21 protein-coding genes are annotated in these 21312 nt (G+C 72.3%); 12 read left to right on the forward strand and 9 right to left on the reverse strand.

The features are described 5' to 3' along the window. Positions 1–93 precede the first annotated feature (93 nt). Entirely contained in the window at positions 94–306 is a 213-nt protein-coding gene (locus ACFVT1_RS01810; protein ID WP_389791553.1) for a hypothetical protein, read from the forward strand. Positions 307–677: 371 nt separating this feature from the next. Here ACFVT1_RS01810 and ACFVT1_RS01815 read toward each other — a convergent pair whose 3' ends face one another. After that, positions 678–2237 carry a FadD3 family acyl-CoA ligase gene (locus ACFVT1_RS01815; protein ID WP_389791555.1) on the reverse strand — a complete coding sequence of 520 codons (1560 nt, stop codon included), beginning with the start codon at positions 2235–2237 and terminating at the stop codon, positions 678–680. 92 nt (positions 2238–2329) lie between these two features. Between ACFVT1_RS01815 and ACFVT1_RS01820 the strand changes: the two genes are divergently transcribed. From ACFVT1_RS01820 to ACFVT1_RS01830, 3 genes are read left to right on the forward strand one after another with little or no spacing between them, the layout of a single operon-like run. Next, complete coding sequence (locus ACFVT1_RS01820; protein ID WP_389792221.1) at positions 2330–3478, forward strand: lipid-transfer protein; 1149 nt, start codon at positions 2330–2332, stop codon at positions 3476–3478. Positions 3479–3486: 8 nt separating this feature from the next. Further along, entirely contained in the window at positions 3487–3927 is a 441-nt protein-coding gene (locus ACFVT1_RS01825; protein ID WP_389791557.1) for a Zn-ribbon domain-containing OB-fold protein, read from the forward strand. 6 nt (positions 3928–3933) lie between these two features. Then, the gene (locus ACFVT1_RS01830; protein ID WP_389791559.1) at positions 3934–4707 is read left to right on the forward strand and encodes an enoyl-CoA hydratase/isomerase family protein; all 774 of its coding nucleotides are present in this window, start codon (positions 3934–3936) and stop codon (positions 4705–4707) included. An 82-nt stretch (positions 4708–4789) separates the two neighbouring features. Here ACFVT1_RS01830 and ACFVT1_RS01835 read toward each other — a convergent pair whose 3' ends face one another. Continuing rightward, positions 4790–5335, reverse strand: coding sequence for a hypothetical protein (locus ACFVT1_RS01835; protein WP_389791560.1), 546 nt, complete (start codon positions 5333–5335; stop codon positions 4790–4792). Positions 5336–5529: 194 nt separating this feature from the next. Between ACFVT1_RS01835 and ACFVT1_RS01840 the strand changes: the two genes are divergently transcribed. Continuing rightward, complete coding sequence (locus ACFVT1_RS01840; RefSeq protein ID WP_389792223.1) at positions 5530–6201, forward strand: hypothetical protein; 672 nt, start codon at positions 5530–5532, stop codon at positions 6199–6201. Between the two features lie 141 nt (positions 6202–6342). Here ACFVT1_RS01840 and ACFVT1_RS01845 read toward each other — a convergent pair whose 3' ends face one another. Together ACFVT1_RS01845 and ACFVT1_RS01850 are read right to left on the reverse strand one after the other, a co-directional pair. Beyond that, entirely contained in the window at positions 6343–8736 is a 2394-nt protein-coding gene (locus ACFVT1_RS01845) for a PQQ-binding-like beta-propeller repeat protein (RefSeq protein WP_389792225.1), read from the reverse strand. Positions 8737–8899: 163 nt separating this feature from the next. Continuing rightward, on the reverse strand, positions 8900–9808 hold the full coding sequence (locus ACFVT1_RS01850; RefSeq protein ID WP_389791562.1) for a VOC family protein: 909 nt from the start codon (positions 9806–9808) through the stop codon (positions 8900–8902). A gap of 320 nt (positions 9809–10128) precedes the next feature. Between ACFVT1_RS01850 and ACFVT1_RS01855 the strand changes: the two genes are divergently transcribed. Further along, a complete protein-coding gene (locus ACFVT1_RS01855; protein ID WP_362195632.1) occupies positions 10129–10776 on the forward strand; it encodes a TetR family transcriptional regulator in 648 nt (215 codons plus the stop codon). A gap of 288 nt (positions 10777–11064) precedes the next feature. On the opposite strand, the gene ACFVT1_RS01860 is transcribed toward ACFVT1_RS01855, so the two are convergent. Together ACFVT1_RS01860 and ACFVT1_RS01865 are read right to left on the reverse strand one after the other, a co-directional pair. Continuing rightward, entirely contained in the window at positions 11065–11631 is a 567-nt protein-coding gene (locus ACFVT1_RS01860; protein ID WP_389791565.1) for a nitroreductase family deazaflavin-dependent oxidoreductase, read from the reverse strand. After that, entirely contained in the window at positions 11631–12878 is a 1248-nt protein-coding gene (locus ACFVT1_RS01865) for an acyl-CoA dehydrogenase family protein (protein ID WP_389791567.1), read from the reverse strand. Before ACFVT1_RS01865 ends, ACFVT1_RS01860 begins: the two co-directional genes overlap by 1 nt. A 364-nt stretch (positions 12879–13242) precedes the next feature. Here ACFVT1_RS01865 and ACFVT1_RS01870 point away from each other — a divergent pair, with 364 nt between their 5' ends. The 4 genes from ACFVT1_RS01870 (at position 13243) to ACFVT1_RS01885 (ending at position 17056) form a co-directional block, all read left to right on the forward strand. Further along, positions 13243–14412, forward strand: a complete 1170-nt coding sequence (locus ACFVT1_RS01870) for an acetyl-CoA acetyltransferase (RefSeq protein ID WP_389791569.1) — start codon at positions 13243–13245, stop codon at positions 14410–14412. Between the two features lie 133 nt (positions 14413–14545). Further along, positions 14546–15361, forward strand: coding sequence for a pyridoxal 5'-phosphate synthase (locus tag ACFVT1_RS01875; RefSeq protein WP_389791571.1), 816 nt, complete (start codon positions 14546–14548; stop codon positions 15359–15361). A gap of 189 nt (positions 15362–15550) precedes the next feature. Continuing rightward, positions 15551–16462 (forward strand): zinc metalloprotease HtpX, encoded by a 912-nt coding sequence (gene htpX / locus ACFVT1_RS01880; protein WP_389791573.1) that lies wholly within the window; start codon positions 15551–15553, stop codon positions 16460–16462. Between the two features lie 9 nt (positions 16463–16471). Continuing rightward, complete coding sequence (locus ACFVT1_RS01885) at positions 16472–17056, forward strand: hypothetical protein (protein WP_389791574.1); 585 nt, start codon at positions 16472–16474, stop codon at positions 17054–17056. Positions 17057–17060: 4 nt separating this feature from the next. On the opposite strand, the gene ACFVT1_RS01890 is transcribed toward ACFVT1_RS01885, so the two are convergent. Both ACFVT1_RS01890 and ACFVT1_RS01895 read right to left on the reverse strand, forming a co-directional pair. Further along, complete coding sequence (locus ACFVT1_RS01890; RefSeq protein WP_389791576.1) at positions 17061–17537, reverse strand: Zn-ribbon domain-containing OB-fold protein; 477 nt, start codon at positions 17535–17537, stop codon at positions 17061–17063. Beyond that, positions 17534–17986, reverse strand: coding sequence for a DoxX family protein (locus ACFVT1_RS01895; protein ID WP_389791578.1), 453 nt, complete (start codon positions 17984–17986; stop codon positions 17534–17536). The genes ACFVT1_RS01890 and ACFVT1_RS01895 overlap by 4 nt, the downstream gene beginning before the upstream one ends. 179 nt (positions 17987–18165) lie before the next feature. Between ACFVT1_RS01895 and ACFVT1_RS01900 the strand changes: the two genes are divergently transcribed. Further along, on the forward strand, positions 18166–19353 hold the full coding sequence (locus ACFVT1_RS01900; RefSeq protein WP_389791580.1) for a flavin-containing monooxygenase: 1188 nt from the start codon (positions 18166–18168) through the stop codon (positions 19351–19353). A 117-nt stretch (positions 19354–19470) separates the two neighbouring features. Next, positions 19471–19998 carry an MFS transporter gene (locus ACFVT1_RS01905; RefSeq protein WP_389791582.1) on the forward strand — a complete coding sequence of 176 codons (528 nt, stop codon included), beginning with the start codon at positions 19471–19473 and terminating at the stop codon, positions 19996–19998. On the opposite strand, the gene ACFVT1_RS01910 is transcribed toward ACFVT1_RS01905, so the two are convergent. Beyond that, positions 19901–21262 (reverse strand): hypothetical protein, encoded by a 1362-nt coding sequence (locus ACFVT1_RS01910; RefSeq protein ID WP_389791584.1) that lies wholly within the window; start codon positions 21260–21262, stop codon positions 19901–19903. The genes ACFVT1_RS01905 and ACFVT1_RS01910 overlap by 98 nt on opposite strands. Positions 21263–21312: the final 50 nt, after the last annotated feature.

The following is a 21312-nucleotide window of genomic DNA, read 5'->3' on the forward strand; positions in this document are numbered from 1 at the left end:
GAACGGCCCTGATACGCCCGTCCGGCGGCCCACGGGGGAGTCGCCGGACGGGCATTGCCGACAAGCAAGCAAGACCTCTGGGAGTTGACAGGCATGAGCGACGCACTGAAGCCCAAGACTGGTGCCGCAACCACGCACGAGAACCACGCGGGCAGCCCTAGCAATGGTGACGGCACCGTCAAGCCGCTGGAGAACCACGCGGGCAGCGTGAGCGAAGACGTCACGACTCTGGAGAACCACGCCGGCAGCACGCCGAAGGACCTTCTCAGGACGCAGGAGAACCACGCGGGCTCCGAGAAGGCTTAAGAACCTCACTGAGCGGGGGAGCGGCCGCGGCGGCGCGGAGGGGGAGCCGTCGCGGCCGTCGCACGTCCGCGGAGAGGGCCCGAGCCGATGGCTCGGGCCCTCTCCCGTACCCGTTGCCCGTACCGCATGGTTCCCGGGCTCAGGGGCTCACCACCGTCCCCACTCGCGGCCTCGCGCGCACGGACCCCCGGGCACGCCGCACCTCGCCGCGGCACAGGAACCGGGAACGGAACCGGAGCAGGAACCGGCACAGGAGCCGGAGCCGGACCGGGACCGGCTTCCGTCGCCGTCGTCGTGTACGACGAACAGCCCGCCGGATCCGCACCGGTCGCCGGGTCCGCTCGTCGAGCGCCCCAGAACGGCCCGGCCCGTCAGACCCCCCTCCCCCGCAGCTCCCCCTTCAGCACCTTGCCGCCGGCATTGCGCGGCAGTCCGTTCACGAACTCCACCGCCCGCGGGACCTTGTAGTTCGCCATCTCCCGCCTCGACCAGGCGATCAGGTCGTCGGCCGTCACCGTCGCGCCGGGCCTGCGGACCACGTACGCCTTGCCGACCTCGCCCAGGCGGGGGTCCGGGACACCGATCACCGCCACGTCGGCCACGTCCGGGTGCAGGCCGAGGAGTTGCTCGATCTCGGCGGGGTACGCGTTGAAGCCTCCGACGATGAACATGTCCTTGATCCGGTCGGTGATGCGGAGATTGCCGTCCTCGTCGAGGACGCCCACGTCGCCCGTGTGGAGCCAGCCGTCGGCGGTGATCGCGGCGGCCGTGGTCTCCGGGTCCTCGAAGTAGCCCCGCATCACGTTGAAGCCGCGGACCAGCACCTCGCCGGGGGTGCCGGGTGCGGCCAGGACGCGGAGTTCCGTGCCGGGGATCGCCCGGCCGGACGTCGCGGCGATCGTCCGCGCGGGGTCGCCGCGTCGGCACATCGTGACGATGCCGCTCGCCTCGGAGAGGCCGTACGCGGTGAGGACCGTCGCTATGCCGAGCTCCGTGCGCAGGCGTTCCACCAGTTGCAGCGGGACCACCGCCGCACCCGTCACGACCAGGCGGAGGGCGGAGAGGTCGTGGGCGTCGCGGGCCGGGTGGTCCAGGAGGGACTGGTGGAGGGTGGGCGGTCCCGGCAGGACCGAGATGTGTTCGGCGGCGATGTTGGCCAGGACCGTGTCCACGTTGAACACCGGCTGCGGAACCATCGTCGCGCCCCGCATCAGGCACGCGATGACGCCCGCCTTGTAGCCGAAGGTGTGGAAGAAGGGATTCACGATCAGATAGCGGTCGCCCTCGCGCAGATCCGCCAGCTCGCTCCAGATCGCGTAGCAGCGCAGGGTCTGGGCGTGGGTGATGACGGCTCCCTTGGGCCGGCCCGTGGTGCCCGAGGTGTAGATGATGTCGGACGGGGCGGCGGGTTCGACGGCGGCGGCCCGGGTCCGTACCGCCGCGCCGGACACCCCCTCCCCCGCCGCCAGGAAGTCCTTCCAGGTCATGTAGTCGTCGGGGGCGCTGTCCGCCAGCACCACCACCCGTTCCAGGTGCGGGAGCCGCACGTCGGCGCGGCGCAGGGACGCCACGTACGAGGTGCCGAGGAAGGTTCCCGTGACGAAGAGGAGTTTCGCCCGGCTGCGTTGCAGGACGTACGCCGCCTCCGTGCCCTTGAAGCGGGTGTTGAGGGGCACGAGGACCGCCCCGGCCGTGACGGCGCCGAGCGCGGAGACGATCCAGTCCAGGGTGTTCGGGGCCCAGACCGCGACCCGGTCCCCCTGCTCGACGCCCGAGGCCATGCAGGCGGCGGCGGCCCGTTCGACGCGGTCGCCGAGTTCGGCGTACGAGATCCGGGTCCGGCCCTCGACGACCGCCTCCCGGTCCCCGTACCGCCGCGCCGCCGCCCGTACCAGCTCCGAAATGCTGCCCCACTCCTCGTCGCCGCGCATCGGCCGCCCTCTCTGACGCAGTAGCTGACTATCCGTCAGATTAGCTGTAGCCTCAGCCGCTGTCAGCAGTCATGGCGGTCTCGGAGGTGGCGGTGGCGGCGCTCAAGGACGTGACGGTGATAGCCGGCATAGGGCAGACGCCCTTCGCGAAGCAACTCCCGGAATCCGAGAAGACCTTGGCCTGCCGGGCCATCGTCGCGGCGCTCGACGACGCGGGCATCGCCGCGTCGGAGGTGGACGGATTCGCCTCGTACACGATGGAGGAGACCGACGAGGTCGAGGTCGCCAAGGCCATCGGGGCGGGCGATGTCACCTTCTTCAGCAAGGTGGGGTACGGGGGCGGCGGTTCCTGCGCGACGATCGCGCATCTCGCCGCGGCCGTGGCGACCGGGCAGGCGGGCGTCGGGGTCGCCTGGCGGTCGCGGAAGCGGGGTTCGGGGCCCCGGCCCTGGAAGAACACCGCCGTGCAACTGCCCACCCCTGCCCAGTGGACCCGGCCGTACGGACTGCTGCGGCCGGCCGACGAGATCGGGATGCTGGCGCGCCGGTACATGCACGAGTACGGGGCGACCCGCGACCATCTCTTCAACGTCGCCCTCGCCTGCCGCAACCGCGCCAACCAGAACCCGGACGCCGTGATGTACGAACGGCCGCTGACCCGCGACATGTATATGACCTCGCGCTGGATAAGCGAGCCGCTCTGCCTCTTCGACAACTGCCTGGAGACGGACGGCGCGCTGGCCTGCGTCATCGTCTCGGCGGAGCGGGCCCGTGACTGCCGGCGGAAGCCGGTCTACATCCACTCCGTCGCCCAGGGGCTGCCCGCCCAGCACCACGGCATGGTCAACTACTGGAACGACGACCCGCTCACCGGACCCGCCTGGACGGCCGCCCGGCAGCTGTGGAAGCAGGCCGACTTCGGCCCGGACGACGTGGACGTCGCGCAGATCTACGACGCGTTCACCCCGCTCATCCCGCTCTCCCTGGAGGGCTACGGCTTCTGCGGGCGCGGCGAGGGTGCCGCGTTCACCGAGGGCGGGGCGCTGGAGAGCGGCGGGCGGCTGCCCATCAACACCGGGGGCGGCGGACTCAGCGAGGCGTACGTGCATGGCTTCAACCTCATCAACGAGGGCGTGAAGCAGTTGCGCGGCACCTCCACCGCACAGGTCCCCGACGCTGCGACGTGCCTGGTCACCGCCGGCGAGGGCGTGCCCACCTCCGCCGTACTGCTGAGGAGTTGAGGAGCGACATGGACGCACTGCTGATGCCCGTCGTGGACGAGGACGGCGCCCCTTTCTGGGAGTACGCGGCCCGGGGCGAACTCCGCGTCCAGGCGTGCGCCGCCCCGAAGTGCGGACGGCTCCGTTTCCCGCCCCGGCCGTGCTGCCCGCACTGCCAGTCCTTCGCGAGCGAGTGGCGGCCGATGAGCGGGCGCGGCCGCATCTGGTCGTACGTGCTGCCGCATCCGCCGCTGCTGCCCGCGTACGCGGCGCAGGCCCCGTACAACGCCGTCGTGGTCGAACTGGCCGACGCCCCGGAGATCCGGCTGGTGGGGAATGTGGTGAGCGGTCCGGACGCGCCGCTGGACTCGGTCGATCCGGGGCGGCTGCGGATCGGGGCGCCGGTGCGGGCGGTGTTCTGCCCGGCCGGTTCCGGCGCGACACTGGTGCGCTGGCTGCTGGAGAGGTGATCGGCGATGACGCTGCGGACGGAGACGGACAAGGAGACCGGGGTCGCGCTCGTCACCCTCGACCGGCCCGAGAGGCTCAACGCGATCGACCTGGCGACGGCCACCGAACTGTCCGCCGCCTGGCGGGCGTTCCGCTTCGACGACGGGGTACGGGCCGTCGTCGTCACCGGTGCGGGCGGCCGGGCCTTCTGTACGGGGATCGACCGGGACGTGGAGGTGCCGCAGCCCTCGTCCCCGTACACGATCGACGATCCGCTGATCGCGATCGGACCGAAGGCGAACAGCCTGTGGAAGCCGGTGATCGCGGCCGTGGAGGGGATGGCCTGCGGCGGGGCGTTCTATCTGCTGGGCGAGGCGGAGTTCGTGATCGCGTCCGAGGAGGCCACGTTCTTCGACCCGCACACGACGTACGGCATGGTCAGCGCGTACGAGGCGATCTCCATGGCGCAGCGGATGCCGTTCGGCGAGGTGGCCCGGATGTCCCTGATGGGCACGGCCGAGCGGATCACGGCCCGGCGGGCGTACGAGACCGGGCTGGTCAGTGAGGTGACGGCGCCCGGCGAAGCGGTGGAGGCGGCGTTGCGGGCCGCGGGGGTGATCGCCTCGTACCCGACGGAGGGCGTGCAGGGGACGGTGCGGGCGGTGTGGTCCGCGAAGGAGGCGGCCAGGGCACAGGCCATGGCCCATGCCCCGCACCTGATCGCACTCGGGAACCTGCCGCCGGAGCGGCAGACCGAGTTGTTCCGGGGGCGGGGCGGCAACGAGTTCCGGACGCGCTGACTCAGCGGCTGAGAGGCCGGTGGTCAAGGCGGGTGACCGAGGTCCGAAGGCCGAGGCCGGTAACCGAGGCCGGTAACCGGGGTCAGTAGCTCAGCTCGGCCTCGACCCGGCACTTCTTCACCCGGGAGACCTTGCGCGGGCTGCCCATCCGCACGGAGACGGTCCTGGTCTCGCCGCCCGAGGCGTCCACGTTCGCCTCGCCGGTGTCGACGGCGTTGCCCCGCGCGTCGAGGAAGGTCACATCGACCTCGTAGGTGTGCGATCCGGCGGCGTTCGCCGTGAGCCTGACGGTGGAGGTGGTGACGGCCTTGCGCTTGCCCTTGCGGGGCTGGGCGCAGCGGAAGACGTACGCCTGGGGCGCGTTCGAGGCGTCGGCGCTCGGGGCCGGCGTCTCGTAGCCGGCGCTGCCGGAGGAGCCGCTCGACGAGTCGTAGTCGTTGTCGTTGTCGTTGTGGTGGTAGCTGCCGTTGCTCTTCTTGGAGTTGGAGCAGCCGCCGCCGCTGCTGCTGCTCGATCCCCTGCTCTTGCTCTTGCCGCTCCGGCCGCCGTGGCTGGAGGTCGAGAAGCCGGTGAGTGCGAGTACCACCACGACCAGTACCGCGGAAAGCTTTATGTGCTGCCGCATCATCGATGCAGCCCCCCTTGTGTTCTTGTCCGTTGTTCTGTCCGTCTTTGCTGTTGCTTTGCTGTTGCTTTGCTGTTGTCGAACGACCGCGCGACACCGTAGCGCAAGGATGCGGGGGCCACAGGCCCGGCGTAGCGTCGAGGACGGGAGCGGTACAGATCCGTGATGCCGGTCCGCGCACCCGCAGGAGGCCGATGATGATGCGCAATGTCCTCGGCTCGTTCCTCGCCCTCGTGGGAGCGGCGGCGGCCGTGCTGAGCCCCTTCCGGCACTGGTACGACGGCCGTCTCGGGCGCCACTACCGGATCGACGAACTGTTCACGGGTATCACCGGCGGCCGGCCCGGACCACTGAGTTCGGTGCTGCTCGCCTTCCTCTTCGCCGCCCTGCTGGTGGTGATCGGCGTGGTGCTGCGGTCGCGGCTGCTGGTGGCGGCCGCGGGTGTCGTGACGCTCGGGTTCACCGTGCTGTGGATGGTGCGCCAGGGGGAGGCGGTGGGCGGCCTGACGGTCGCGGGCAACGGTTCCGGTCTGCAGTGGGGCGTGGTGTACGCGGCGGGGGGCGCGGTGCTGATGCTGCTGGGTGCGGTGCTGATGTCGGGGCGGCACGGTGGTGGGCGCCGCCCTGCCCGCGGGCAGGCCGACGAGCCGTACGCCGCGCCCGGTTCGCAGAACCCGGACACGTGGCCGCCGACGCAGGAGCCGGGGCCTTCCGTGCAGACGAGTCCGCTGCCGGAGCCCGAGCCGGACCCGTACACGGGGCCGCCCCCGGTGCGGCGGCCGGAGAGCCGGCCGGAGGACCAGGACACGGCCCCGCATCCCGTCGTACCGGACGAGGGTCCCGGCACGGACCGGCCCCCGCACCGCTGAGGCCCGCGCCGGAGGTCCCGTCCGCCACTGAGGCCCTGCGCCCGGGAGGTTCCGTCCTCGGACCCCGGACGGGCTTGATGCCGCCGGACGGGCTTGATGCTCGATGGGGCTTGACGCTTGATGCTTGATGCGGGCGAGGCCCTATGCCCGGGGGCGGTTGCCCGTGCCCGTTCCCTTCAGCGCGTCCAGCGCGTATACGCAGCGGTCCTTGCTGCACGCGTACACGACACCGCCCCGGGCCACCGGCGAGCCCGTGATCTCGCCGCCCGTCGCCAGCTTCCAGCGGAGTTGGCCACCCACCGCGTCCAGGGTGTAGAGGACATGGTCGGCTGAGCCGAAATGGACCCGGCCGTCGGCGACCACCGGGGCCCCCACCACCTCGCCGCCCGCCGCGAACCGCCACTTCGGGGTGCCGGTGACCGCGTCGAGCGTGTACAGCGCGCTGCCGCTGCCGACATGGACGTTCCCGCCCGCCACCAGGACCGGTTCGATCGACTGCCGGGCCTCCGTGGCGATGCGCCAGCGGTCCTTGCCGGTCACGGCGTCGATCGCGTACACCGTGCCGAGGTAGTCGGCCAGGTACACGCCGCCGCCGGTGACGGCGGGCCCCGGCACGAACGCGGGCGGGGAGAGGAAGACCGCGGGCGACTCGAAGTGCCAGCGGACATGGCCGGACACGGCGTCGACGGCCAGGACCCGGGCTCCCGCGCCGACATACACGAAGCCGTCCGCCGCCGAGGTCACCCGGACCGGCACCCCGCCGCAGGAGGCCGCGTCGCCGATGGGGTACGACCAGCGCTCGATGCCGGTGCGGGCGTCGACGGCACGCAGCCGGGCGTCCTGCCAGAGGTAGACCGTGCCGTCGTGGATGACGGGCCCGGCCTCCGGCGCCTCGAAGTCGGTCTGTACGCCGCCGCTCTCCCACAGCTTCTCGCCCGTGGACGCCTCCCACGCCTGGACGCCGCCGCCCCGGGTTCCGGTGACGACGGTGCCGCGGTCGGCCTTGAGGGAGTACACCCAGGCGTCGGTCTGCAGCCGCCACCGCTCGGCGCCGGTCGCCGCGTCCAGGGCGTACAGCGACGGCCCGTCGGAGGCGTGGATGCGACCGTCCTCGACGGCCATCACCCAGGCCACGTCCCGGGTCTTGAACTGGCGCCGTCCATTGCCGATGTCCAGGGCATGGACCTCGAACGACGTGACGTAGAGGAGGTCCCCGGCGACGACGGGCGTCCCCCAGACGTCGTTGGACATCCGGAACCGCCAGGGCCGCCAGCGGTCGGGGGCCGGGGGTGCGACCTCGGGGGCGTGCGCGGGGGCGGGCAGCGGGGCGGGCGGCGCGGCGGGGGCCGTGCCGTTCACTCCGGCGGGCGGGCGGACCCAGCCGGTCGCGGGGCCGGCGTCCGCGGTGGCCGTGCCGGTGGCCCGTACGTCGTGGGCGCGCGGGCCGGGACCGATCGGCACCTTCGCCCCGGGCAGCCGCACCGGGCCGCCCCCGTCGGGCAGGTGTGCCGGCGCGGCGGCCGGGGGGCGCAGGTCGGCGCCGCTGCGCCAGGCGGTGTCCCGGCCGGTTCCGGGCGGTTGCTGGGGCGGCGGCGGCACCGGGGCCGGGGCCGGTGCCGGCGCGGGAGCCGCGGCCTTGCGGCCTCCGCCGCGGCGCTGCTCGATCATCGCGGTCGCCGAGATCGGCAGCCAGGCCGAGGCCGTACCGCTGTCGTCGCCGCCGGAGGCGAAGAGGTGCGGGGCGAGCTGGGCCTGCAGATCGGCGGGGGTGGGCCGCAGCCCGGCGTCCATCTGCATGCAGGACTCGATCAGCGGCCGCAGCTCGTCGGGCAGACCCTCCACGTCGGGCCCCTCGCGCAGCAGCATGAAGACCGTCTCGACGGGGTTGGCGCCATGGAAGGGCGCGTGCCCGGTGGCGGCGAAGACCAGCGTCGAGCCGAGCGAGAAGACATCGCTGGCGCCGGTGACGCTGCGCGAGTCCCGCGCCTGTTCGGGCGACATGTAGGCGGGCGTGCCGACGGCGACGTTCGTCATGGTCAGCCGGGTGTTGGAGACCCCGGACGCGATCCCGAAGTCGATCACCCGCGGGCCGTCCTCGACGACGAGCACGTTCGACGGCTTCATGTCGCGGTGGACGAGTCCCGCGCCGTGGATCGACTGGAGCGCCTCGGCGATACCGGCGGCCAGCCAGCGCACCGCCTGGGCCGGCATGGGGCCGCACTCGTTCACTATCTCTTCGAGCGAGGGGGCGGGCACATAGGCGGTGGCCAGCCACGGCACGGCGGCCCGGGGGTCGGCGTCCACCACCGCGGCCGTGTAGAAGCCGCTGACGGCCCGGGCGGCCTCCACCTCACGCGTGAAGCGGACCCGGAACAGCTGGTCCTCGGCGAGCTCCGTACGGACCGTCTTGATCGCCACCCGTCGGCCCGAAGCCGAGCGGGCGAGATAGACCAGCCCCATGCCACCGGCCCCGAGCCGTCCCAGCACCTCGAACGGGCCGATCCGTCTCGGGTCGTGCTGCGTCAGCTGCTCCACCACTTGCCCTGCCACCTCCCCGTACGGGCCTCAGGAACAGAAGCCCGCGAAAACCCGCCCTGTACGGCGTCTCACCACTGGGCACCACCCGGCGGTGCGCACCCCGATTGTTCCTGGCTGAGGCCCTGGTTGCGAACCCGGGGGCGGACCGGGGTGTCATAGCTCACTCTGTCGTCTTCCCGGACACAGGGGGCTGAAGTACGGCGAACACGGCACCCTGATCGTCCTGGAGGACCGCCATCCGCCCGTACGGGATGTCGAACGGCGGCGCGGAGATGCGGCCGCCGAGGCGTACGGCGTGTCCGGCGGTGGTGTTGCAGTCCTCGACGGCGAAGTAGCTCAGGAAGTAGCTGGGCATCTCGGCCGGGAAGGCGTCGGTGATGACGCTGCGCCCGCCGATCGCGGTGTCCGGTCCCGGTTCGGTGCCGGCCGGGGACCACATGCGGAAGTCGGCCCCGGATTCGGCCGCGCATTCCGCACCGGACCCGGCGGCACCGGCTTCGGTCGCACCTGCTTCAGCCGCACCGGCTTCGGAAGCGCCGCCTTCGGAAGCGCCGCCTTCGGAGACGCCAGAGGTGCCCGAGGTGCCGAGATCGGTGCCCTGGAAGCCGAAGACCTCCTCGTAGAAGGCGTCGACGCGGTCCTTCTCCCGGGTGTAGACCTCGGTCCAGCAGAAGGAACCCGGTTCGTTCTGCTTCTGGAAGCCCTCGCGGTCACCGGCCTGCCAGAGCCCGAAGACCGCACCGCCGGGGTCGGCCGCCTGGGCGAGCACTCCGGCCCGGCCGGCCCGGACGGGGTCGGTGATCACCTGACCGCCCGCCTCCCTGATACGGGCGACGGACGCGGCGATGTCGTCGGTGGCGAAGTAGACGCCCCAGGCGGTGGGCATCCGGCCGTCCTGCTTGGCGGCGAGTGCGGCGACGAGCTTCCCGTCGCTGAGGGCGTCCGCGTACGGGCCGTCGCCGGCCCGGAAGGTCCAGCCGAACAGCTCACCGTAGAAGCGCTTGCCCGCTTCGAGGTCGGGAAGCTGCACATCCACCCAGCACGGCGCGGATTGCGCGAATGCGGCCATGGGCCCGGGTCCTTCCGTCGCGGTCGTACGCGGTGGTTCACCGTTCGTGGTTGGTGACGCTCGTCACAGCAAACGTAACCGGCGGTGGCATGCACCGCGCCCCGACTCCTCCACATCGAACTAATTTTCGATAGAGGAGTTCCCTGCCCGCGACGTCACGGAAAGTTATCCACCGAAGTTATCCACAGGCTGTTGATAAGACTTATTGCCCTGTGGGCCGCGTACGTCGATATCCGGCCACTCCCCCTGCCCCGTCTGCGGTGCTCCCCATTTGCAGTCGGCCGAATCGCGCTCCGATCCCCCCTCGGTAAGCTGACGGCATGACAGGACAAGTACGCACCGTCGACGGCCGCGTGGCCGGTCGACGCGGACAGGCGACGCGGCAGAAGCTGCTCGACTGCCTCAGCGAGATGCTCAGTTCCTCGCCGTACCGGGACGTCAAAGTCATCGACGTCGCCCGGAAGGCGGGGACTTCACCCGCGACCTTCTACCAATACTTCCCCGACGTCGAGGGCGCCGTCCTCGAAATCGCCGAAGAAATGGCCAAGGAGGGGGCCGGGTTGACCGAACTGGTCGCAGGCCGCTCCTGGGTCGGCAAGGCCGGCTGGCAGACCGCCGAAGAACTCGTCGAGGGATTCCTCGACTTCTGGCGACATCACGACGCGATCCTGCGCGTGGTCGACCTCGGGGCGGCCGAGGGCGACAAGCGGTTCTACAAGATCCGCATGAAGATCCTGAACTCGGTCACCAACTCCCTTACGGATTCGGTGAAGGAGCTCCAGGCCAAGGGCAAGGTCGACAAGGACGTGAGCGCCGCCGCGATGGCGGGCTCGCTGGTCGCGATGCTGGCCGCGGTCGCCTCGCACCAGAAGGGCTTTACGACCTGGGGCGTCAAGCAGGCCGAACTGAGGCCGAATCTCGCACTGTTGGTACATCTGGGCATCACCGGCAAGAAGCCGACGAAGTAAGGCCGCACCGGGCCCCTTCCCCCCACTGGGCACCGCGCGGCCATTCCGGGCGCCCCAGGTCCTGTCTCACCGGCGGCGGACCACGCATGTGGTCCGCCGCCGGTGCACCCGGACCATTCCGGGATCGCCCCGACGGCGGCTCCCATCCACGGTTTTCACACACCGCGCACCGCCCGCGCACCGTCTTTGCGTGCACCGCCCGCCCGCACCGCCCGCGCACCGTCTTTGCGCGCACCACCCGCCCGCACCACCGCCTCCATGGGCCGTTCCCGCCCGGCGTCCGGGCCGTCAGCTCGCGGCGTCGTCCCGCCGCTCCAGCCTGAAGAGCCGGATCTCCCGCTCGACCCGCGCCTGGTACGTCGCATAGGGCGGCCAGAACGTCAACGCCGTCCGCCACACCGCGTCCCGTTCCGCGCCCGTCAGCAGCGTGGCGTGCACCGGAATGTCCCGGCCCTGCCAGTTGACGACGGCCTTGTCGGGACCGGCCAGCAGATTCGCGGTCCAGGCCGGGTGCCCCGTCCGGCCGAAGTTGCTGCCCACCAGAATCCAGCTCCGCACCGCCCCGTTGCGCTCCCTGCTCCCCTTTCCGCCCTCCGCCGCAGTCCCCTTTCCGCCCTCCGTCCCGCCCTCCGCCCCGCTCTCCGGCATGCAGGCCAGCGGAGTGGTCCTGGGCTGCCCGCTCCTGGCGCCCGGCACCGTCAGGATCAGCCCGGGGAGCATCCGGGCGCTGAGCAGCACCTTGCCGCGGGTGAGCCGGTGCACCGTACGGTCCATGGCGGGCACGACATGCGGGGCGATCCTCGCGAACGTGCGGGTCGAGGAGACCTTCTGGATCAGCCGGACGCCGGGCGCCATCAGACCGCCACCTGCCCGGCCGGTCCGGAGGCGGCCGGTCCCGGGGCGGCCGGGCAGGTGGCAGCCGGTCCGGGGGCGGCGAAGAGCCCGGCCCGTTGCGCCGCATGGTCGCGGAGCCGGTGGACGGGGCCGAAGAGCAGTTCGTCGGCGGCGGCCCGCTTGAAGTACAGATGCGCCTCGTGTTCCCAGGTGAAGCCGATGCCGCCGTGCAGCTGGACGGCCTCGGCGGCGGTGATACGCAGCGCCTCCAGGGCCTGGGCGAGGGCGAGGCCCGCGGCGGTGGCCGGGTCCCAGGCCGCGTAGTACGTCGCGGAGCGGGCCGCCTGCACCCGTACGTACAGATCCGCCAGGCGGTGCTTCACGGCCTGGAAGGAGCCGATCGCGCGGCCGAACTGTTCGCGCGCCTTGACGTATTCGACGGTCCGCTCCAGTGCGCTCGCCGCCGCCCCCACCGCCTCCGCCGCGAGCAGGACGGCGGCCCCGCGCCCGGCCGGGACGAGGGCGCCGGTCACGTCCGCGGTGTCGTCCGCACCGAGGAGCTCGGCCTCGGTGTCACGGAGTTCCACGCGGGCCAGCGGCCGGGTCTCGTCCAGCGAGGTCCGGCGGGCGCGGACGACTCCGGCCGCCGTGTCCGGGCGGACCAGGAAGAGGAGCGTACGGCTGCGCGGGAAGCCGCCGGCGTGGGCCGCGACCAGGAGGAGCCCCGCGCTGTGCCCGTCGAGGACCTGGCTGGCCTCCCCGTACAGCCGCCAGCCCTCCCCGCCGCCGACCGGCCGCGCCTGCACACCGCCCGCCCGTCCACCACCCGCCCAGGCGCCGCCGGTGGGGTCACCGGTGAGGCCGAGCGCGGTGGTGAGCGAGCCGCCGGGGACGGCCAGCGTCGCGGTCAGCCCGCCGGTGGCGACACGCGGCAGCAGGGCGGTGCGCTGGGCCTCGGTGCCGAGCGCGGCGATCAGGGGCGCGGCGAGCGCGACGGTGGCGATCAGGGGCGACGGCAGCAGGGCGCGGCCGGTCTCCTCACAGGCGACGGCGAGCTCGGCGAGGCCGCAGCCGACGCCTCCGTACTTCTCCGGGAGCGCGAGGCCGGGCAGCCCGAGGTCCTGGGCGAGCTGCCGCCACAGGGCCGCGTCGTACCCGTCGGCGGTCCGTACGGCGCTCCGGACGTCGCCGGGGCCGCTGCGTTTGGCGAGCAGTTCGCGCACGGTGCGGCGGATCTCGTCCTGTTCCGCGGTGAAGGCGGCATCCATCGTCGGGCTCCTTCTCCTCAGGGACCTTCGGTCTCTGATCTGACGGTCCGTCATATTAGGGGCGAATCTTCGAGATGCCCAGAGTCGCGCACCCGGGCAGCCGCCCGGCCACCACCCGGCCACCACCCGGCGATCCCCCCGACCATCCACGCAGCCGCCACCCGGCCATCCAACCGGCCACCACTCGACCACCACCCGGCGGTCCTCCGGTCGCCACCCGACCACCACTCGATCGCCGCCCGGCGGTCCGTCGGCAGCGCACTCGACGGCCCACTCGACGGCCCACTCGACGTCCCGCCCGGCGGCGTACTCGACAGCCCACTCGGCGGTCCGCTCCACGCGTATCTGATGTACCGTCAGATACATGCCTTCTTCCCACCGCAAGGTCGCTGTCGTCGGCATATCCCTCGCCGACTGCGGACGCGTCGACGAGGCCACGCCGTACGCCCTGCACGCGCAGGCCGCCCGCCGGGCACTGGCCGATTCGGGCCTGGACCGGTCCGTCGTCGACGGCTTCGCCTCCGCCGGGCTCGGCACGCTCGCCCCGGTCGAGGTCGCCGAATATCTGGGGCTGAAACCCACCTGGGTCGATTCCACCGCGGTCGGCGGCTCGACCTGGGAGGTGATGGCGGCCCATGCGGCGGACGCCGTCGCGGCGGGTCATGCCAATGCCGTACTGCTGGTGTACGGGTCGACGGCACGGGCGGACATCAAGGCGGGCCGCCGGACGTCCAACCTCTCCTTCGGGGCGCGCGGGCCGCTCCAGTTCGAGGTGCCGTACGGGCACTCGCTGATCGCCAAGTACGCGATGGCCGCCCGCCGCCATATGCACGAGTACGGGACGACCCTGGAGCAGCTCGCCGAGGTGGCGGTCCAGGCGCGGGCGAACGCGGCGGCCAACCCGGACGCGATGTTCCGCGACCCGATCACCGTGGACGACGTGCTGTCGGGGCCGATGATCGCGGACCCGTTCACCAAGCTGCACTGCTGCATCCGCAGCGACGGCGGCTGCGCGGTGCTGCTGGCCGCCGAGGAGTACGTACCGGACACGGCGAAGGAACCGGTGTGGATCCTCGGTGCCGGTGAGCACGTCTCGCACTCCACGATGTCCGAGTGGGACGACTTCACGGTCTCCCCCGCGGCGGTCTCCGGCCGGCTGGCGTTCGAACGGGCCGGGGTGCGGCCGGCGGACATCGACCTCGCCGAGATCTACGACGCGTTCACCTACATGACGCTGGTGACGCTGGAGGACCTGGGTTTCTGCGCGAAGGGCGAGGGCGGCGCGTTCGTGGAGAAGGGCCGGACCGGCCTGACGGGCGAGCTGCCGGTCAACACGGACGGCGGGGGCCTGTCCGCCTGCCACCCCGGGATGCGCGGGCTGTTCCTGCTGGTGGAGGCGGTGCGGCAGCTGCGCGGTGAGGCGGGCGGGCGCCAGGTGCGCAAGGCCGGCGGCCGGCTGCCGGAGCTGGCGGTGGCGTCGGGGACGGGCGGCTGGTTCTGCTCCTCGGGAACGGTGGTGCTGGGGCGGGGATGACGGGCCGGACGGGGGAAAGGCCCGAACGGGGGGACGGGGGCCCGGACGGGACGGGGACGGGGCGAGGGCTCGGGCTCGGACTCGGGCGGGGGTGGCGAGGGCCGGGCGGGGGCCCATGCGCTGCAATGGGTCCATGAGCGATGCACAGAGGACCGGAGAGCAGCAGAGACCCGGAGAGCAGCCGAGGACGGGAGCACAGCAGAGGGCCGGAGTACAGGAAACCGGAGTACAGAGAAGCGACGCAGCCGCCCCCGCCGCAGCCGCAGCCGCCCCCGCCGCACCGGGGACCGGTACGCGGCAGAGCTTCCTGGACCTGCTCCACGCCCAGCGCGTCTGGGACGTGGACCTTCCCTCGTTCGACCCGGCCACCGCCCCCTCCACCCCGCTTCCCCTCTTCCACGCCTGGTTCGCCGAGGCCGTGGCCGCCGGGCAGGCCGAGCCGCACACGATGTCGCTGGCCAGCGTCGACGCCGAGGGCCGGCCCGATGTGCGGACGCTGATGCTGCACGACGCGGACGAGCGCGGCTGGCACTTCGCCACGCACCGCACCAGCGCGAAGGGCCGCCAGCTCGCCGCCCACCCGCACGCCGCCCTCGGCTTCTACTGGCCGGTGCAGGGCCGGCAGGTACGGGTACGGGGGCCGGTCACCGAGACGAGCCGGGCGGAGAGCCTGGCTGATCTGCACGCCCGCTCGACCGGAGCACTGGCATCGGCGCTGACCGGTTCGCAGAGCGAGGTCCTCGGCTCCCGGGAGGAACTGGCCCGGACTGCCGACGCCGCCTGGGAACGGGCGCGGACCGAACCGGACGCGGAGGTGGCGAGCTGGACGCGGTACGTGGTCGAGCCGCAGGAGGTCGAGTTCTTCCAGGGCGACGCGCGGCGCAGGCACGTACGGCTGCGCTACCGCCGGGACGGCGCGGACTGGGCACGGGAACTGCTCTGGCCGTAGGACGCGGGAGCCGCCCCGGCAGCCGCAGGAGGGGCGGCGAGCACAGGCCCCCACGAGGGGCAGCGAGCACGGGCCCCGGTATCGACCGACCTGTCGGGTCTTATTCGGTTTCAACAGTGAAGGGGCACTATGGGAGAGAGGTGGAGAGACAGGCGAAGAAACAGGTCCTGACGAGGGCTGGAGGCACCGATGAGCCGAACCCCTTCCCGTTACGCCGCGGACCGCGGTCTGACCACGCGCATGGTGACCACCATGTTCCTGATCGGTCTGTTGTACGTGGTCCTGATCGGCGTGCTGCTCGCGGTGCTGCGCGGCGCCTGGCCGATCATCCTGATCCTCGTCGGCGGCATGTTCATCGCGCAGTTCTGGTTCAGCGACCGCATCGCGGCCTTCAGCATGGGCGCCCGGGAGGTCACCCCCGAGGAGGCGCCGGAACTGCACGGCACCGTCGACCGGATCTGCGCGCTGGCCGACATGCCCAAGCCGCGGGTGGCGATCGCCCAGAGCGATGTGCCGAACGCCTTCGCCACGGGCCGGGGCGAGAAGAGCGCCCTCGTCTGCGCCACCACCGGTCTCCTCCGCAGGCTGGAGCCGGAGGAGCTGGAGGGCGTGCTCGCCCACGAGATGTCGCATGTCGCGCACCGCGATGTGGCCGTCATGACGATCGCCTCGTTCCTCGGCGTGCTCGCCGGCATCATCACCCGCGTCGCCCTGTGGGGCGGCCTCTCCCGCAACAGCAGGAGCAATGACCCCATAGGCATCGCGATCATGCTGATCCCGCTGGCCAGCGCGGTCGTGTACTGCCTCAGCTTCCTGCTCACCCGGCTGCTCTCGCGCTACCGCGAGCTCTCCGCCGACCGCGCCGCCGCCCTGCTCACCGGCCGCCCCTCGGCGCTCGCCTCCGCCCTCACGAAGGTGACCGGCCAGATGGCCCGCATCCCGACCGAGGACCTGCGCAAGGCGGAGCCGTACAACGCCTTCTACTTCGCCCCCGCCTTCTCCTCCAAGGAGAGCCTCAGCCGACTGCTCTCCTCCCACCCGACCCTCGAACAGCGCCTCGACCAGCTGGCCCGCATCTCCGCCGACCTCGCCCGTCCGTAAGGAACGTCCATGGGTCTCCTCGACACCATCCTGGGCCGCAGCAAACCGGTCCGCCCCGACCTCGACCAGCTCTTCGCCGTTCCCTCCGCCGCCCTGACCCTCGAAGCGGGCGCCGGCTTCGCCCCCACCGGTCTCGGCTCGGTCTGCTTCGCGGGCGTCGAGGGCGGCACTTTCGCCCGCATCCAGGAGGACGTACGCGAACTGCTGGACGCCGACACCGGCCGGGGCGGCATCCCGGTGGAGTTCAGCCAGGACACGTACGGCTACACCTGGCTGCTCGCCCGCCGGCCGACCGAGGACACGGCCTCCCTGGTCAACGACCTGCACGCGGTCAACACCCTGCTCCAGGACGGTGGCTTCGGGCCGCAGCTGCTCTGCTCCCTGCTCGGGTTCCGGGACGCGCGGGACCGTCCGCTGGCCCTGGTCTACCTCTACAAGCGCGGCACGTTCTACCCGTTCGCGCCGGTGCCGGGCAGTGTCGAGAAGCGGGACAACCAGCTGGAGTTGCAGGTCAGGGCGGTGCTCGGGGACGACCTCCGGATGGAGAAGGATCTGGCCCGGTGGTTCCCGGTGTGGGGGGCGCCGGGGCTGTAGCGGATCAGCCGGGGCCGGAGGACCAGGGCCGGAAGACCGGGACCGCTTCCCGGACCACCTCCTGACCCACCTCCCGGCCCGTCCCCCGGCGCGTCTCCCGGCCCGTCTCCTGCCGGAAGGCGACCCGGAGCCGCATACCGATCGCCAGGGCCGACTCCGCGCACTCCACGACCTCCGTCATCATCCGCGGCCCCTCGGCCAGGTCGACGACGGCGGCGGTGTACGGAACGCGGGCGCCGAACGGCGGCAGGTCGTTGCGGTGCACGACGGACCAGGTGTACAGCGTGGCGTCCCCGCTCGCCCGCTCCCAGGCCACGTCCTCGCTCCAGCAGTGCGGGCAGAACTCGCGGGGGTAGTGGTGGGCGCGCCCGCAGGCGCCGCAGCGGCGCAGCAGCAACTGTCCCCGGGCGGCGGCGTCCCAGTAGGGGCGGGTGAAGGCGTCGGGCTCGGGGAGGTCGAAGCGTACGGCTGCCGTGGTCACAGGAAGAGTCCGATCGCGTCGTCGAGGGACCAGGTCTGCCAGGACATCGCGAACAGCGCGACGAGCGAGATGAGCGCCATCATCGCGTTCTGCCCCTGCTCGGCCCAGTCGTGGATCATCAGCACGAGATAGAGGAGGTTGAGCAGGAGTCCGGCGACGAGCGCGACGGGGGTGAGGAATCCGGTGATCAGGCCGAGCCCCAGGGCGAGTTCGGCGTACACGACGAGGTGGGCCATGACCTTGGGGCGCGGGGCGACGATCCGCCGGAAGCCCGTGCGCACGGCCGCCCACCGGTGCTTGCCCGCGACGTCGGCGGCCCAGGCGATCCCCGTACCGCGCTCGAACCAGGCCTTCTTGTCCTTGTGCCGCCAGCTCTCCAGCCACCACAGGCCGAGGCCTATCCGGAGGACGGCGAGCCACTCGGCGCCGCCGAGCCAGATCGTCTGCATGGGTCTCCCGCTCACTGGAACCAACATCTGACGGTACGTCAGTTCACCTGATGGGAAAGGCTGCCGCAAGAGTCGTGCACGAGAGAGGCGCCCGGGAAACGCACACCCGTGATCAATTCGCAATCGATTCCCATCTTGACCGAGACCCATCAAGTAACCGCGCGATTACGCTCCGAACCATGCCTGACAGCGCACTGACCGCCGGCAGTACCGCCCCGGCCCCCACCGACCTCACCGAGGGCCGGCCCGTGTACGTGATCGGCGGCGGCCCCGGCGGTCTCGCCGCCGCCGCGGCCCTGCGCGAACAAGGGGTACGGGCGGTCGTGCTGGAGAAGTCCGGGAACGTGGGGGCCTCCTGGCGCCGCCACTACGACCGGCTGCACCTCCACACGACCCGGCGCCGGTCCGCGCTGCCGGGGCTCGCGATGCCGCGCCGGTTCGGACGCTGGGTGGCCAGGGACGATGTGGTGCGCTATCTGGAGAAGTACACCGAGCACCACGAGTTGGAAGTGGTGACGGGTGTCGAGGTGTCCCGGATCGACCGGGCCCCCGACGGCACGGGCTGGCAGCTGACCGCGACCGGCGGCCGGATGCTGACCGGCCGGGCCGTCGTCGTCGCCACCGGCCACAACCACACCCCGCGCATCCCCGACTGGTCCGGGCGCGACACCTTCACCGGCGACCTCGTGCACGCCTCCGGCTACCGCAACCCCGTCCCGTACGCGGGCAAGGACGTCCTCGTCGTCGGCATCGGCAACACGGGCGCGGAGATCGCCGTCGATCTGGTGGAGGGCGGGGCGTCCCGGGTACGGGTCGCCGTGCGCACCGTGCCGCACATCGTGCGCCGCTCAACGGCAGGCTGGCCCGCACAGGCGACCGGCATCCTGGTGCGCAGGCTGCCGGTTTGGCTGGTCGACCGGGCCGGGGGCCTGATGGCGCGGATCGCCGTGCCCGACCTCGCCGCGCAGGGGCTCCCGCGGCCGGACACCGGCCTCTACTCGCGGGTCAGGGAGGGTGCCATTCCGGTGCAGGACGTGGGGCTGATCGACGCGGTGAAGTGCGGTCGGGTGGTACCGGTGGCCGCCGTCGAGTCGTTCGACGAGGACGCGGTGGTGCTGGCCGACGGGGAACGGATCACCCCGGACGCGGTGATCGCGGCGACCGGCTACCGGCGGGCCCTGGAGGGCCTGGTCGGCCACCTCGGCGTACTGGACGCCCGGGGCAGGCCGGTGGTGCACGGCGGCCGCACCCCCAAGCAGGCACCCGGGCTGTACTTCACCGGGTTCACCAACCCGATCAGCGGGATGTTCCGCGAGATGGCCCTGGATGCACGGAAGATCGCCAAAAAACTGGCGCGCACGGGCTGACCGGCCGAGCGCCGTACGGGGACCGGGGGCGAGGACCGTACGGGGACCGGGGGCGAGGACCGTACGGGGACCGGCCGAGCGCCGTACGGGGACCGGGCGAGGACAGGAAGAGGCCGTGTGGTGACGGCACAACTGGTCACGGCACAACCGGTCACGGCACAACCGGCTCCCTGGCACAGGCCCGCGGTGCTCGTGGCCCTGATGCCGGCCGCCTTCACCTTCACCACCGCGGAGAACCTGCCGATCGGCCTCCTGGAACTCATCTCCGAGGACCTGCGGATGCCCCTGTCGGCGGTCGGCTACCTGGTCACCGGTTACGGCGTGACGGTCGCCGTGGCGTCCGTGCCGCTGGCCCACGTCACGCGGGCCATGCCCCGACGTCACGAGCTCACAGGACTGCTGGCCGCGCTCATCGCGTCCGGTCCGGTCGCGGCGCTGGCCACCTCCTACTGGCTGCTGCTCGCGGCGCGGCTGCTGGGGGCCACACACACGCGGGGCGCGGCCGGGAAGGACCGGCCGCGCCCCGCGCTGTTCCGTGAAGCGTCCGTCACGCCTCGGGCGTGGCGTTCACCACGACCTTCGCCGTGTTGTTCTCGGGCTTCGGGTCGAACGGGAAGGACGTGCCCCCGGGGCCGCCGGAGGTGAGGACGACCCGGCCGGTGGCGTCGGCGACGACCCGGTCGACGCGCAGCTGGAACGGGAACGACCGCGCCGTGTCCGGCAGCGTCCAGTACGGCAGGGAGCAGACGTACCGGGGCGCGCCTGTCGGTCGCGGGTAGTAGCCGCCGCTCAGGGTGCGCGGCTCGCAGGCCTCGGGCGCGGAGGTGACGGTGACGCCCTCGGGGACGGTGAAGTCGACGTTCGCGACGGGGTCGCCGGAGCCGAGGTTGCCGAGCCAGGCCGGTCCGTTGTTGCGGAAGCCGAGTTCGGCGGTGACGGTCTCACCGGCCCCGCCGGTGACACGGGCGCCCTCCACCGCGAAGTCGGCGGTGTTCACCGCGGTCAGGGCGGCGATGGCGTAGTTGTCCTCGTGCGCCAGGTCGGTGGCGCCGTTGCCGGGCTCGACGCTGATGTCGAGGCGCTCGGCGAGCGCGTGCGAGGCGAGGGCCACCCGCATCGGCTCGGGCAGCGTGTAGGTGTCCCCCGGCTCCAGCACCTGGTCGAAGGAGCAGGTGGCGTGGGTCATGGGGGCGTAGTCGCCGCCGGTCGTCCGGTAGGTGCACTCGGGGTACCGGGTGACGAAGTCGAGTCCGTAGGAGGCGGAGAGGGTGGCGGTGAAGCCCTCGGACCGCTCACCGCCGTTGTTCGTCAGCACGAAGGGAACGGTCTGCTCGCTGCCCGGCTGCGCGCCCGTCACGGGGGCGATCCCCCCGAGGGACAGGTCCGGCCCCGAGGCCACGGTGACCGTGGTGTCGAACGAGTCGAGCGGGGCCTCCAGGGTGCCCGAGGGGCCGCCGGTGGCCACGGCGGCGTAGGTGATGCGCCCATGGGCCCCGGCCGCGGCACCGTCGGCCGCGCGGAGCGTGAGCCGGACCTGCGGGCTGTAGTCGCCGCCGATGACCGGCACCGCGGGAACGCTGCACACGGCGGTCGTTCCACTCGGTGCGCAGTTGTCGGGCCAGGTCACCTCGGCCACTCCGGCGACACCGGAGATGTCGACCGAGAGCCGGCCGTCCGTGACGGTGAAGTTGTCGTTGTCGTGGTAGAGCCCGACGTCCAGCGGACGGCTCTGCGACTCACCGTCGCCGCCGCCGACCTGCAGGTTCTGCTCGGCGGGCGCCTGGATCCAGAGCTGGTCGGACTGCTCGTCGGCGGACGCGGGAGCCGCGAGTCCGGCGGTCAGGAGTCCGACGGCCGCGACGGCACAGGCTCCCAGGCGCGCGGTGCGCCGGGTGGAAGCAGGTCTCATGAATTCCCCCAGTGATGGGCCGGTGAAGGCGAACGGCGGCCGGTAACTCC

It is taken from the genome of Streptomyces sp. NPDC057963 (assembly GCF_042887155.1).
Taxonomy (GTDB): Bacteria; Actinomycetota; Actinomycetes; order Streptomycetales; family Streptomycetaceae; genus Streptomyces.

Bases quoted from the DNA above. Each gene is read 5' to 3' on its own strand.
- ACFVT1_RS01855 (WP_362195632.1), top strand. From the start codon at position 10,129: ATGACAGGACAAGTACGCACCGTCGACGGCCGCGTGGCCGGTCGACGC.
- ACFVT1_RS01910 (WP_389791584.1), bottom strand. From the start codon at position 21,262: ATGAGACCTGCTTCCACCCGGCGCACCGCGCGCCTGGGAGCCTGTGCC.
- ACFVT1_RS01865 (WP_389791567.1), bottom strand. From the start codon at position 12,878: ATGGATGCCGCCTTCACCGCGGAACAGGACGAGATCCGCCGCACCGTG.
- ACFVT1_RS01870 (WP_389791569.1), top strand. From the start codon at position 13,243: ATGCCTTCTTCCCACCGCAAGGTCGCTGTCGTCGGCATATCCCTCGCC.
- ACFVT1_RS01825 (WP_389791557.1), top strand. From the start codon at position 3,487: ATGGACGCACTGCTGATGCCCGTCGTGGACGAGGACGGCGCCCCTTTC.
- ACFVT1_RS01895 (WP_389791578.1), bottom strand. From the start codon at position 17,986: ATGCAGACGATCTGGCTCGGCGGCGCCGAGTGGCTCGCCGTCCTCCGG.
- htpX (WP_389791573.1), top strand. From the start codon at position 15,551: ATGAGCCGAACCCCTTCCCGTTACGCCGCGGACCGCGGTCTGACCACG.
- ACFVT1_RS01810 (WP_389791553.1), top strand. From the start codon at position 94: ATGAGCGACGCACTGAAGCCCAAGACTGGTGCCGCAACCACGCACGAG.
- ACFVT1_RS01830 (WP_389791559.1), top strand. From the start codon at position 3,934: ATGACGCTGCGGACGGAGACGGACAAGGAGACCGGGGTCGCGCTCGTC.
- ACFVT1_RS01860 (WP_389791565.1), bottom strand. From the start codon at position 11,631: ATGGCGCCCGGCGTCCGGCTGATCCAGAAGGTCTCCTCGACCCGCACG.
- ACFVT1_RS01840 (WP_389792223.1), top strand. From the start codon at position 5,530: ATGATGCGCAATGTCCTCGGCTCGTTCCTCGCCCTCGTGGGAGCGGCG.
- ACFVT1_RS01850 (WP_389791562.1), bottom strand. From the start codon at position 9,808: ATGGCCGCATTCGCGCAATCCGCGCCGTGCTGGGTGGATGTGCAGCTT.
- ACFVT1_RS01900 (WP_389791580.1), top strand. From the start codon at position 18,166: ATGCCTGACAGCGCACTGACCGCCGGCAGTACCGCCCCGGCCCCCACC.
- ACFVT1_RS01885 (WP_389791574.1), top strand. From the start codon at position 16,472: ATGGGTCTCCTCGACACCATCCTGGGCCGCAGCAAACCGGTCCGCCCC.
- ACFVT1_RS01835 (WP_389791560.1), bottom strand. From the start codon at position 5,335: ATGATGCGGCAGCACATAAAGCTTTCCGCGGTACTGGTCGTGGTGGTA.
- ACFVT1_RS01875 (WP_389791571.1), top strand. From the start codon at position 14,546: ATGAGCGATGCACAGAGGACCGGAGAGCAGCAGAGACCCGGAGAGCAG.
- ACFVT1_RS01815 (WP_389791555.1), bottom strand. From the start codon at position 2,237: ATGCGCGGCGACGAGGAGTGGGGCAGCATTTCGGAGCTGGTACGGGCG.